The organism is Clostridium disporicum, assembly GCF_001405015.1.
Lineage (GTDB): Bacteria > Bacillota > Clostridia > Clostridiales > Clostridiaceae > Clostridium > Clostridium disporicum_B.
In genome coordinates this window covers 1-13,535 of sequence record NZ_CYZX01000017.1, presented here as the reverse complement: position 1 = coordinate 13,535, position 13,535 = coordinate 1, and the positions used below count along the sequence as shown (strand labels likewise).

At 26.6% G+C, this 13,535-nt stretch carries 12 protein-coding genes and 2 pseudogenes; 1 reads left to right on the top strand and 13 read right to left on the bottom strand.

The window, feature by feature from the left end; genetic code table 11:
- Nucleotides 1-116 precede the first annotated feature (116 nt).
- The 13 genes and pseudogenes from ARA56_RS11595 to ARA56_RS11545 all read right to left on the bottom strand — a co-directional run bounded on the left by ARA56_RS11595 (nt 117) and on the right by ARA56_RS11545 (nt 11,745).
- The gene (locus tag ARA56_RS11595; RefSeq protein WP_055266853.1) at nt 117-1,376 is read right to left on the bottom strand and encodes an MFS transporter; all 1,260 of its coding nucleotides are present in this window, start codon (nt 1,374-1,376) and stop codon (nt 117-119) included.
- Nucleotides 1,377-1,461: 85 nt separating this feature from the next.
- Nucleotides 1,462-2,262 carry an MBL fold metallo-hydrolase gene (locus ARA56_RS11590; RefSeq protein ID WP_055266851.1) on the bottom strand — a complete coding sequence of 267 codons (801 nt, stop codon included), beginning with the start codon at nt 2,260-2,262 and terminating at the stop codon, nt 1,462-1,464.
- A gap of 501 nt (nt 2,263-2,763) precedes the next feature.
- The gene (locus tag ARA56_RS11585) at nt 2,764-3,780 is read right to left on the bottom strand and encodes an oxidoreductase (protein WP_055266850.1); all 1,017 of its coding nucleotides are present in this window, start codon (nt 3,778-3,780) and stop codon (nt 2,764-2,766) included.
- Between the two features lie 9 nt (nt 3,781-3,789).
- On the bottom strand, nt 3,790-4,764 hold the full coding sequence (locus tag ARA56_RS11580) for a Gfo/Idh/MocA family protein (RefSeq protein ID WP_055266848.1): 975 nt from the start codon (nt 4,762-4,764) through the stop codon (nt 3,790-3,792).
- 1 nt (nt 4,765) lies between these two features.
- Complete coding sequence (locus ARA56_RS11575; RefSeq protein WP_055266846.1) at nt 4,766-5,227, bottom strand: heme-binding protein; 462 nt, start codon at nt 5,225-5,227, stop codon at nt 4,766-4,768.
- A 117-nt stretch (nt 5,228-5,344) separates the two neighbouring features.
- On the bottom strand, nt 5,345-6,181 hold the full coding sequence (locus ARA56_RS11570) for a MurR/RpiR family transcriptional regulator (protein ID WP_055266844.1): 837 nt from the start codon (nt 6,179-6,181) through the stop codon (nt 5,345-5,347).
- Between the two features lie 49 nt (nt 6,182-6,230).
- Nucleotides 6,231-6,476 (bottom strand): annotated as a pseudogene (locus ARA56_RS11565) (MerR family transcriptional regulator); the annotation flags it as partial.
- 711 nt (nt 6,477-7,187) lie between these two features.
- Nucleotides 7,188-7,481 (bottom strand): annotated as a pseudogene (locus ARA56_RS11560) (FAD-dependent oxidoreductase); the annotation flags it as partial.
- 46 nt (nt 7,482-7,527) lie between these two features.
- A complete protein-coding gene (locus tag ARA56_RS11555; protein WP_055266838.1) occupies nt 7,528-9,147 on the bottom strand; it encodes a recombinase family protein in 1,620 nt (539 codons plus the stop codon).
- A 124-nt stretch (nt 9,148-9,271) separates the two neighbouring features.
- Nucleotides 9,272-9,430: a hypothetical protein gene (locus ARA56_RS16685; protein ID WP_156334265.1), complete on the bottom strand. Its 159-nt coding sequence runs from the start codon at nt 9,428-9,430 to the stop codon at nt 9,272-9,274.
- Between the two features lie 141 nt (nt 9,431-9,571).
- Nucleotides 9,572-11,164 (bottom strand): recombinase family protein, encoded by a 1,593-nt coding sequence (locus tag ARA56_RS11550; RefSeq protein WP_055266836.1) that lies wholly within the window; start codon nt 11,162-11,164, stop codon nt 9,572-9,574.
- Nucleotides 11,161-11,325, bottom strand: coding sequence for a hypothetical protein (locus tag ARA56_RS16680; protein ID WP_156334264.1), 165 nt, complete (start codon nt 11,323-11,325; stop codon nt 11,161-11,163). Before ARA56_RS16680 ends, ARA56_RS11550 begins: the two co-directional genes overlap by 4 nt.
- 63 nt (nt 11,326-11,388) lie before the next feature.
- Nucleotides 11,389-11,745 carry a hypothetical protein gene (locus ARA56_RS11545; RefSeq protein WP_055266834.1) on the bottom strand — a complete coding sequence of 119 codons (357 nt, stop codon included), beginning with the start codon at nt 11,743-11,745 and terminating at the stop codon, nt 11,389-11,391.
- 1,180 nt (nt 11,746-12,925) lie between these two features.
- On the opposite strand from ARA56_RS11545, the gene ARA56_RS11540 reads away from it, so the two are divergent.
- Entirely contained in the window at nt 12,926-13,183 is a 258-nt protein-coding gene (locus ARA56_RS11540) for a DnaA N-terminal domain-containing protein (protein WP_055266832.1), read from the top strand.
- The last annotated feature ends 352 nt before the right edge of the window (nt 13,184-13,535 follow it).

The following is a 13,535-nucleotide window of genomic DNA, read 5'->3' as shown; positions in this document are numbered from 1 at the left end:
ATTTCCTCCTAAATTCCTCATAAGCAATACATTAATTCCAATGTCATTATATCCCTAAAGTTAACTTTACCTGCAATATATTTTTATAATTTTTCATTTTTTATCTAATATTTTTTCTATAAATTAACTACAGCATTTTCAAGCTTTAATTTTTTTGCAACTAAATAACTTTTTACTACTATATATAATAAAATTAAATTAGCGACATTAATAGTTAAAGCAATAATAAATGCATACACATAAGACCCAGTAAAATCATAAATATATCCTACTAAAGACAATGCAAATGCTCCTCCAAAATTTGTAGCAAATGAAATAATTGGATAAACAGTTGAGTAATTCTCCACCCCAAAGAAATGCTTTGTTAATAAAGCAAAACCAACTGCGCCAACTGAATAAACCGAGCCAAATAAAAATGATCCAATTAATAGTACTGTTGATGATGGTGCAAGCAATAATATAACAATTGATATAATATTTATAGCTATCATAATAATAGTTGCCTTAACTGGACCTAGTTTATCACTTATAAATCCAATTACAAGCTTTGATAAAATATTTCCAACCATACCTGCTGATAACATCATTGCTCCAATAGTTGCACTATAATTTAGAGTTTCTGCAAACCCTGGTAAATGTTGCGTTATACCTGATATCGCTGTGTGTAATATAGCAAATACAAAGAAACACACAAAGCTTACATTAAAGAAATTAAAATTATTCTCACTTTTCGTAACTTCATCTATAATTTGCTTTTCCTTTGCATTATATCCATATGCTAACAACCCTATCTCTTCAGGATCAATAGAAAATGGATATATTACTGCTGGAATACATAATACAATTATACTTATTCCCATTATTATATAAGCTATTTCCCATCCAAAACTCTGTATACACTTAGTAAATATAGGTGAACACACTGCCCCCGCTATTCCACTAAAGCTTAATACAATACTTGTAGCTAAACCATGATTTTTATAAAACCACTTATTAATAATCATTGTAATAGGAACTATAGCAAACAAGCCTGAACTAACTCCTCTAATAGCACCTAAAATATAGAAGGCTAGTACCCCTTTAGAAAATGCCATTAAAATTGTTGAACCACCTGCTACTAATACACTAAATATTAGAATTACTTTATAAGAATACTTTTTCATAATTGCTGGTACAAATAATGATATAACTGCTGTTGCTAATAATGATATAGTTCCATGCATCGAAAAAGTTCCTCTCATTATACCTAAACTTTCAGATACAGGCGTATAAAAAACTCCAGCTGAATTGACACAAACTCCTATTGAACTAGCTGCTAATCCACAGCATACTATTAATACGATTAAATGTTTTATACTTCTATTTTTATTATTCATATTACCTCTCCTAAAACTCATACCCCTATATACTTTTTCTATTAGCTCTTTTATATTAACCTATAGATTAAAAACATAGTCTAATTTACAATTTAAAAGCTTCTCCTGGTGCCATTATATAAATTCTATCTTCATTAATAACTTTTCCAATTAAAGCTGCTGGGTCTGCATTAAATGCATCCATTTCAGGTGCATCTACACTTCCCCAGTGTGAAAGTATAAGCTTTGCATCTGGATAGGCATTTGCAAGTTTAATTGCATCCTCTAAACCGATGTGCCATGAGTTATTAGAAAAATCAAAGATAATAACATCTGGATTTTTCATATTAAGATGCTCTTCTAAAAGACGTGAATCTCCTGGTGCCCATATAGTTCCATCCTTTGTTTCAATCCAAAATCCACAATAATCTTCAAAGTTAAACTTTCTTATTTTGCTATATTTACTACTTTCATTTTGCCATGCGTGATCTGCCGGTGTTAATGTTATATCCATATCTCCAATTTTAAATGTTTCTTCTATATTATGTCCTATCCCTTTAAGTCCTTCTTCTCTCATAAGCTCTGCAACATAATGAGGTCCATGATATGAATTACAAACCTCTGATAATTCTCTACAGGTTACTCTACTAAAATGATCATTATCACAATGTGTTATTAATATTCCATCTAAATGAGATATCTCCTCAACACTTATAGGCATATCAATTAATAATGGCATATCGAATCCTTTTAAAAGAGGATCTATCATTATACAAGTTCCTCTACTATTAATCATAACACCAGCGTTACCTAGCCAACGGATAACTGTATCTTCACTTTTGTTAAACGCTTCTTTACCAAAAGCTTTTGTTTTTGGTGCTACTGCTTGTTTTATTGTTTTATTCATAAATTTTCTCTCCTTAGTTTTATAATCTTATTTAAAATACTTTTTACCCTTCTATAAATACTTTTTGCTATTGAAAAAAATTTAGATTCTTTTCCATAATTTTATTTGTTAATTATATAATAACATAAACAAATTCCATGGTCTAATACTTATGTTAAATACCTATATATGCTTAAAAAGCATTGTATATTGTAAGTATGTAATAATTGTACATTAAAGCAACCATCTTCATACTCAATGTACTTTTCTGTTATTCTATAATTATTGATAAATTAAACCCTTTTATTTCTTCATAACTTTCTCTCTATTTATATTTTGTATAAGATTATTTTTTAACCTGGCCTATTGATAAACACTTAATAAATCTGTCTGTAAATCAATAATTAAAATATAAAAAAATCACCGATGCTTTAGATATTAATACACCGGCGCTTATAATAAACTTACAGATTTTCCTATTAACTTTTAGTAAAGTAGCTACATAAACGTAAGTATATATTCCTATTTTAAATCTTTTATACCTTGCTCTAGCATCTCCATTTGTAATAAAGTTTGTTCATCTGTTATTGTTTTTTCTTTACCGTTTATTATTGCATTATATAAATCATCGTAGACTCTCCCATAATCACCTTTTTCCGATTTTACCTTTTCTTCATGGTAATTTCCTTCATTATCATAATAAGTTAAAGTACCATAATGCTCTGGTAAATCAATACCAAAGTCCTCATTATGAGGCATATAGAATAATTTTAAATGTTCTTCTTGTCTATCCTTAGTCTGTTTTACAAAGCATCCTTTTTTGCCATACACAACAAAACTTGGTCTTTCTTTCACTCTAAAATAACTTGATTTTACCGATACCTTTAATGTTTCATAATATAAATCCAAGTCAAAATAATCATTCATTCTACCTTTACCTAATAACTGACGTACATCATAATGAATATTATCAGGTTTACCAAAATAGCTTATAACTTGATCTAAAGTATGACACCCATGTCCATATAAATATGAAGATGATGGTATGAAGTTATCAACTGATTCTGGTATATATGGTCTATAGTAGTCATAATGCATTTCTACTTCTAATAAATCTCCCAGCTTACCACTCTCAATAACTTTTTGTACTGTCAAAAAATCACTGTCAAATCTTCTATTTTGATAAGCTTGTACTATTAATCCTTTTTCCTTTGCTAGTTTAAATATTTCTTTAGCTTCTTCTGATGTTTCCATAAAAGGTTTTTCAACCAAACAATGTTTATTATGTTCTAAAGCTAATTTTGCATATTCATAATGACTATCATGTCTAGTACATACAACTATTAATTGAATTTCTTCATCATTTAATACTTCATTCAAATTAGAAGTATACTTTACCCCTTCAATTCTATCCCATGATTCATTTTTAGGATTTCTTTGATAAATTGTTTTCACCTTGATACTATCCCTTTGTAATACAAATGGGAGATGATATCTATTTGTACTTTTTCCATTACCTATATAACCTATTGTTAACATAATTACCTCCTAAATTATCTCTATTCCAACTTGCTTTCTAGCTTCGTCTAATATTTCAATAACATTTAATGTATGATTATTATATTCCGCAACTACTTCATAATCTTTTTCTTTAATAACTCTTGCAAACTCTTTAATTTCATAAAATAATCTATTTTTATTGCTATTAAGATTATAATGTTTAATTTCACCTAAATTACTGCCTTTAATAAAATTATTAAATACATTAGCTGGCTCATCACTATGAATAAATCCTTTATCCCCTTGAATATTTATAGTGACAGGCGCTTTACAATCCTTGGCACCTATTGATACACATTTAAATGTTGGATATTCTAATGTAAGTATTCCTGATGTATCAATATTTCTTTCAACATTTGCAATATACTGTATTTTATCTGGCTTTCCAAAAAGACCTAAAATGAAATGAATATTATATACATTAAGATCCATTAAAGCTCCTCCAGATTTCTTAGGATCAAATACTGGTAATACTTTACCTTCTTTGAACAAATCATACCTTCTTGAATATTGAGAATAATTTAATTGCACTATTTTTATATCACCAAGAACCTTTAATGTATCTTTTATATTAAGATAATTTGGTAAATACTGATTTGAAATCGCCTCAAAAATAAATAGTTTCTTCTCATTTGCAAAACCTATTAATTCTTTAGCTTCTTTATATGAAGATACAAATGGCTTTTCAAGTATTACATTTTTTCCCGCTTCTAATGCTTCCATTGCAAATTTGTAGTGAAGGCTATTTGGTACAGCTACATATACTATTTCAATATCATCTTTAAGCATATCACTATAGTTTGTGTAAATATTATTTATAGTATTTTCTTCTGCTAACTTTTTCATTATTTTTAAATCTGATTCTTGTCCTGATATACTAACTACTTCTATATCTTGAATTTCTTTTGCTGCATTTAAGAAATCTGGTACTATAGTTCCTGCACCTACAATGCCTAATTTCATATTATTCATCTCCTCTTGATAATAAGTATTTTAATCCTTTAATAATAAGTCCATGATCCTCTTCTGAAGATAATCCTGAAACTGATATTATTCCAACCGTTCCTACACTTTTAACCCTTATAGGTACTGCACCTGGAGTTACTGCATATTCTCTAGCATCACCATATTTTTCATCAAAAGTTAAATTTTCAGATTTAAGTTTATACGCAATTAGTGCTGAACTTTTATCAAATCTTTTCACAACATTAATTTTCTTTTCTATCCAATAAAAATTATTAAACGATGCATTATCATTTAAATACTCAAAAACTATATTATTATTTTTAATTATTCTAATTGCAACATCATAATTTTTAGATATTGCAATTTCACTTATGTATTTTCCTAAAATAAATGCATCCTTATTCATAAAAGAATCTAATATAATCTCACTATCCTCTTTAAGTAATTCTTTATAATCCATGTATACTTCTCCCCTTTCAACTTCATGTTATCATACTAAAATATCTATATCTATAAATCCTAGAATTCTGAAAAAAAAGTTCAGAATTTGCACTCTAAGAGAATACAAACCTGAACTTTATTTTTGTTCTAACTTTTCTATTTTATATTTTTTATTATAATTTTTTCTAAAATCGCTGGCAAAAATAATAGCATAAATACAATTTAAAATATAATTAATTGCTATTTGAGAATAATATGTAGCTATTTTTCCTTCAACTGCTTCTCTATTAGGAAATATTATAGTTCCATCATATCCAGATATATTCTTATCGGCAGTTATAATTAATATTTTACATCCACTTCTCTTTAAAACCCTCATATATCTATCTTGAATTAGATTTTTCCCTGAATATGATACAAACAAAGCTACATCATCTCTTGTAACATTATAAGTATTAGTAGAAATCTCACCATATTGATTTGCTATAACAGTATTTATTTTTAATTTACTCAATCTATTTGCAAAACCTATTGAACTTATAAGAGAATCACCATTTGCATATATATATGTGCTATTAGCATTTATTATATATTTAGCTACTTTTGAAATTGCTAAAGAATCTATTGATTCATAACATGTATCAATAGCCTCTTTAGATAAATCAGCTATTCTCTTAATTATCTCCTCTTCACTTTCTTTTTCACCAAAAGGATGATTTATATCAACATCGCTCTTTTCTTTTCGCCTTTTTTCCACTTCTTTAATAAACTGAACTTTAAATTGTCTGTATCCACTTAATCCAATTTTACGACAAAGTCGTACTATCGTTGCATTAGAAGTAAAAGTTATTGCTGCTAAATCTGATATATTAAGATTTATTATTTTATCTTGATTTTCTAATATATATCTAACTAGCTCACACTCAACAGGAGTTAAATCATCTTGAGATTTTAATCTTTCTATAATTGACATTACATTTTCCTCCTAAAATATCAGCTCTAACCTTATTAAATTCATCTATTTACTGATTTACAGCTTTCTTACGATAGTAAAAGACCTGTAATCTCTCTTCTAAAGTATCGTCACCTACTAAACACATATCCATAAACCTCTTAATTTCCTTAATTGGCATACGAGAGCTTTTCATATATGAAATCATTTGTATTCCTCCAAAATCCTCATCCTTAAAAACTCTTGTTTCGTTTTCTCTTTTATCAACAAATGGCATAAGTCCTTCTTTATAGTAATATCTTAATTTTGATACACTTACTCCTAACTTCTATGCCACTTGTTTTATTGTATAATTTATAGAGCTTCTCCTTCCTGCATTAATTAAAACTCATCTTATATACATCTTTAATTCTTTACTTACTATTACATTTAATTATAGTTTACTTTTAATATATTTAGCAATTGCTATCTTTAATCTATTAAGCCAATCTTCTAATCTTTTTCTTAGACATACAATTTTTATTCTTATAAATTTTTGTCCATTTAATCTAAACACTCTATTCCTAAATAGATTTTAAATTAAGCTTCATTTATATAAATATTATTATTTCTTCATATATCCCCTCAATAATATCTAATTATCAAAATGATAAGCTTTAATTATTTATCACATTAACCACATGCTGAACTGCATTCTGTTGGTTTCTTTTCTGGTTGTTTTCATTCCCCAGCACCACATTAACTACCATAGCTAAAAGCATACGCATTGTTTTTTCATCTAATTATTTGATTATTTAATAAGGGTTCATAAAAATAGAACTTTGTACTTCCCTATTGCTAGATATAAGTACAAATTATTTTCTTCAATATCTTTTATTCCCCCATAAAATCTGCTTTTTATTACTTATTCATTACCTTAACTTCTGTATCTTTAAATCTCATTTTAATTAGATAAAATATATTAGTTATATTTTAAAATTAAGCTTAAAAGCCGTTACACTAATGTAACAGCTCCTTAAATTGAAATCTATACAAGTTTTTGCTCAAATATATTATCTAAATTAACTTTCTTAATCCTATTATTAATTTCATTTATATCAGTAGTATAAAGACCTAACTCTTCCATCCTCTTTAAATATCCTGCTCCTGCAAAAGTATATCTATTCATTCTTCCTTCTCTTGTCGCTGCTTTTTCATTTGCATATCCAATTAAGTCTCCTATTGCTATTGATGCTGGTAATATTAATAGTGGCATTCCTAACATAAGTCTTACAGCATTATGACCTGCTAGTGATCCCGTACATATTGCTTCTGCATGATGACCAAACTGCGAAATTTTTGCTCCAGTCTGCACATTTTATTACATTTCATAACTCTTCTAACATTTTTAGGTTTTTACTGCTATATGTAATACTAATTGTATTACCTTCACTATCCCATACAATTTCTTGGAATATTTTCCTTAAAACCTTCTTTTTGTCTTCATGATCTAATAAATCAAAAGTTGATTTAAAATTACTTATTTTATCTCTAATATCTTTTATATCAATTTCTTCATTAATAATAGTAGAAGTTTTTTGTATTACATCATCCAAAGACTCTTCTAGCTCTTTAATTTGAAAATTAATATCTCTAATTATTTGTTGATATTCTAAAATTATTTCCTTATCAACTTCAGAGTCTAAAGTTTGTAACTGTAAGAACATATTTCCCTTTTTATTTTTTAGCTGTTGGATACTATTATTAATCTCATCTAACTCAGTATTATTATTTATACAATACTCATTTTTTAATATCTCATCTAACTCTTGTATTACTTTAGAAGAATCGTACCCAACTACCTCTTCAATGATCCTTTTATCTACAATTGCTCCATTTAGATTTTTCATATTACAAATTGTATTACCACTATCTATTTTCATACTACATGCATAATAATAAGGTCTTGTCCCATCCCTCAATACTCTTCCTTTAACTACATTCATTACAGCTCCACATTTACATCGTAATATCCCACTTAAAAGAGCAATACTAGAATTCCCCCTATTAGGCTTGTTAAGTTTATTTTTAGCTATTAACTCCTGAACTTTGATCCACTTATCAGCCTGTATTACACCATCATGTTTTGCTGTAGCTGCAAGTTTTGGATTATTTCTTGTTTTATCATTAGTTTTTTTACAATAAGTTAAAATACCTTTTCCATTTTCATGTTTTGTAACAATATAACCATGCTCCTCTAAAAATTCAACTATATCATCATTACAAATAACATAGCATGGATTTACTAAAACACTTAGTATAGAGCTCTTATTTATATATCCACCTTTTTTACCTGTAACCTTATTTCTAAGCAAGTATTTATGAACTCTACTTACACTTTCAAACTCTAAATAGAGTTCATACATCTGTATTACTTTAGATATTTCTTCCTCATTCATAACTAATGAGCTGTAATACCTAGTCTTACCATGTCCATCTATAAAACACTCTCTTATATGATTAAATCCTAAAGGTGCTTGTCCACCAAGCCAACGTCCATCCCTAGCCAATAAATACATATTATCTGTAATACGCTGTATCATATCATCTCGTTCAAACTGTGAAATACTTGCTAGTATTGTTAAAAACATAGTTCCCATGGGACTAGATGTATCTATTTTTTCTGTAACACTATGCAAAGCACATTTATGTTCTTTAAAAATATCTATAGTTTCTAGGATATCTTTAACCTTTCTTCCAAGTCTATTAAGTTGATACACTATAACTGCATCTAATTCCTTCATTTTAATCATATGCATCATTTTCTTAAATGCTGGTCTATCAGTATTCTTACCACTAAATCCCTCATCCTCAAATATAACAATCTCTATATCATTTTGTTCAGAATAAATAAAATTAATGTAATCTCTGCATCTATCAATTTGATTTCCTATAGAGTCTCCTTTTCCTGTGAATTTAGATTTTCTCGAATATATAGCTATTTTCATATTAATTTCACCTTTTCTAATAATTATTTTTAATTATTTAGTAAGGTATTTGTGTATTACAATTTCTAGCTTACCTTTCACCTTAATATTTTACAAGTTTTAAATATTGGAATAATAACACCTACTATTTCTTATTATCTTTATTATTAAACTCATTAACCAATAGCTTACATATATCCTTTCCTAAAGCCTTTAATACACCTCTTGCAATTGTTTTATATCCTACTGATGTAATACACTCTCCCCCTACTTCATTTACAACAACTTTAATATTGTCTTTCAAAACAAATTCACCTTATTAATTAATACTTATAATTATCTTATGAAATTAATAATGATTTTGTTACTAAACCTAACCTTAAATAATTTTCATTAAAATACAAAGAGATTTCTGACATATTTATTATCAGAAATCTCTTTAAATCTATTTATTCTTATTTATATAAACCATTTCGGTATCTGCATCCCAAATTATCTCTTTAAACATCATTTTTAATATATTTTTTCTTATTTCTATATCCGCTTCTTCAAATAATATATCATCTATTTCTTTCGACTTAAATAACTCTATATAACCTTTAACACTATCATAAATATTTGACATATTACTTTCTATTGAATATATTTTCTCATTTAATTCTTGAATACTTTTATATTTATCTTCAGCATCCTTATTTAAATATTGAATCCTAGCTTCTTTTTTCATTTCAAGAAATATTATTTTTTCTCTTAATTTATTATAGGATTTCATTAAATAGCTTCTTCTTTTAACTAGTTCGCTAAGTCTAACATCTAATTTTTTAACTACTTTTTTATAATTTTTATTCATTTGATTCACTAAAGCATCTTTATTAATATTTACTACATCCTCGAATATCATTTTCTCTAACTTATTTCCATTTACATTCTTCCTACCGCATTTATTTGTACAGCAATAATATACAGTTTCACCCTTAATTGAAGCTATTTTCATGTCAGCACCACACTTGCATTTCAATAAATTATCTAAAGAACTCTTCTTAGATTTTCCTTTTTTAGTTATCTTATTGATTGACTTTTCATCAAGAATATGTTGGGTTTTTAACCATATTTCAGGATCAATTACACCATTGTGGTCTAATGTAAAGAAATATTTTTTTCTATTTTCCTCATCTATAAACTCTGCTTTGGAATTTACTCCGTACCTATTTCCACCTTTTCCAAACTCAATTTTGCCAATAACAAAGCCTTTATTTAAAAAGTAATCTACGACCTGTTGGTTCGTTTTAACATTAACAGGATTTTTTAATACACTTGCAATTGTTGCTTTAGATATTAATTCTCCATTTTTCCCTCTAACATCATCTTCCCTTAAAATTTTTGTAACTTTTGAAATTGATTTATACTTTAGATATAAATCATATATACGCATAACAATAACTATTTCAGATTCTTTAATAGTATAAGATGATTTATTAAATATTTTTTCTCCTTCAAAAATTTCTTCACTTTTATGTTCATATCCATATGCCGCTTGGCAACCTGTCTTAATCGACATACTTCCTTTTTTAAAAGCATTTTCTGCTTGATTCTTTTTTACTCTATTTAATTCTGTTTCAGCATTATTACACTGGGATAAAAAGAAGCTTCTACCTTCTGGTGTTTCTATATGCATTCTACCAATATCATAAATGTATAACTGGCAGTTTTCCTTTGTTAAAAACTTAGCTAAATTTTCACCTTCAGCAACATCTCTAACAAGTCTATTAACAGCATACGAAAATACAATACAATTATTATGCAACTTAATGAGCTCTTTCATTTCATTATATTTTTCTCTACTAACATCATCACCAGACTTATTTTCTTCTATAAATATTTTTATTTTTACATTCTCTCCGAACTTTTTCTTAGCTTCTCTCTTACATCTGTCAACTTGTGTTTCAAACGTTATCCCTTTATCTAACTTCTTACTCTTTCTTACATATATAAGAATAAGTAGATCTATTGTAGCTGAATCATATTCTAATTTAATCATAGTAGTCTACCATCCATTAGAATATAATCATTATCTTGCTTTAATAATCTTGTTAAATACTTTTCTAATAATTCTTCTGCTATTAATTCATATTGTGTATTTCCAAGTTCTATTTCCTTTTCATCATTTTCGTAAACTTCAAACTTAATTTTTTTAATCATTTTATGGTCTCCTAACAAATTAATTTATTAGGTCATCCATAACCATTCAAGATAAATTCCGTTTTATCTTTTTTTCAATTTAAATTCTAATTCTAACTTTTCAAGTCTATATTTAATATCATTATCGAAATACCTCTTACATTCCTTATATAACAAAGATATTTTTTCATCACGTATTTTTATTTCTTCATCTTTTTCTAGTATAATCTCATCTAGAAGTCTACCTTCACAACATTTTTCTTCTTGGTATTTTTCATTTTTATACTGCAAATTATTTTTTTGAAAACCATCAATAAGATTATGCATAAATTCTGCCTGCGTAATTCCATTTTCTTTAGCTAGTAACTTAAATAGTTCATAATCATCGTTATACATTCTAACTGATTTAATAACAGCATCTTCTACATTTATCTCGTTCATAATTTCACCTCCAAATTTTTATATAAATTTTAGAGGCTTCCATGCCAAAAATAATCTATTACTAAATTATTTTTTCTTTTAAATTCATCTATCCATAGATAAATTTTTATCTTGTGAATTTAAAATACTTTATCAATAAGCTTAACATTTTTAACGTTATTTGGTTTATTATAACAACATTAAAAAATAATTTTATATATATTCTATCACAAAAATACAATTATGTAAATATATAACTTTTGTTATTTGTTAAATTTTAATTACCTTATAATGAAGCTATAATAACTTTTCTAAAGTATATAATTTTTTTGTGATTTAATCGTAAAAAATATTAATTTCAAATTTTATACTATATAATCTTTTAAATAAGCATTATACCACACACATATGTGATATTATCAATAGACATAAATATTAAATTATAAGCTAAAAAGGCTTAATTTTACTTAAACCCTTACATCATTCATTATTAAATTCTAGATTTTTAAATATTTCAGGCTATTCAAACATATATGTATGCTACAACTATATCTCTATAGTTGAAGAGTATCTATATAAAATCTAGAAATAATAGATAAACTCTTATTAGAATTTTATACATTAACTTTTTATATAATATCGCTAATTTCTCCTTATTTATAAATAAACTTTTCATTATAAACTTGAGAAGTTTATCTTCTCTCCTTTTCCTTAATAAGGTATTATACTATTTTAAATATTTTTTTATAATTTGGCTCTGTTTTAAATTAAGGTTGATAATAAATAGTATAAAAGTGAACAAATAGTAATCTTGTCCACTTTTATTTTAAATCGCAATATATTAATATTGCGAACAAAGGAGGGTTGTATAAGAGTATAAAATTTGTAAGGTTTCTCCTAATTGTTATAATGAAAATTTTTATAATTGTGATGATGGAGATTTTGCTTGTGTGGAATGTGGGAGAATATACGATAATGTGATGCAATTGGAAGATATGGATTTTGAAAGTGAAGATAAAAATTAAGTTATTAGTAAAGCAAATATAAGATTCATTAGAAGCTCAAACTATTTGAGCTTCTTTTAAATTACACCTCTTAATCGTCACCCAATTATTAGAATATATAATAGAAATATTATCAATTTGAAATTCTCAAGCTTGAGGTATACAATTATAACAAACAACTAGTATAAGGAGAATATATGAAAGTCATAAATATATGTGATAAGTTAAACTCAATAAACCTAACACAATTCTTAGTTGAAAAATTAAGTGATAATTTAGATAGTATAAAGATTGACACTTGGATAAAACCATTAGAAATTGAAAACAACAATGGGGATTTCAAAATCATCTGTCCTAATGCATTTCATATAAATATAATTAAAAAACGATATGAAGATATGATAATGTCAGCTTTAGAGTCTAAATTTAGTGTAAAATCAATAATTTTTATGTAAGTTAAAATTCAAAAACAAAATATACTAGAGTATTAAAACAACGGGTTCGCTTTTGGGTGCAAAAAGGATTTTCACATTGAAAACCACAAACACTTTTGTAAAAGAGTTCACAGTAAGATAGAAAAGAAAAAGTCGGCAAAAGTGCCGACTTTTTAATTCGTCTTATAATACGATTGTTCAAAACTTTATACTCTTATTATACATAATGGTCTTATGTCAATATTTTGGACACAAAAAGTCAAACTTTTTTATGCTGCACTTCTAGCTAATAATTCACATTGATCTGGAGTCATGTAATTAATAGAAGAGTGTAGCCTTTTTCTGTTATACCAACCTTCAATATATTTAAAAA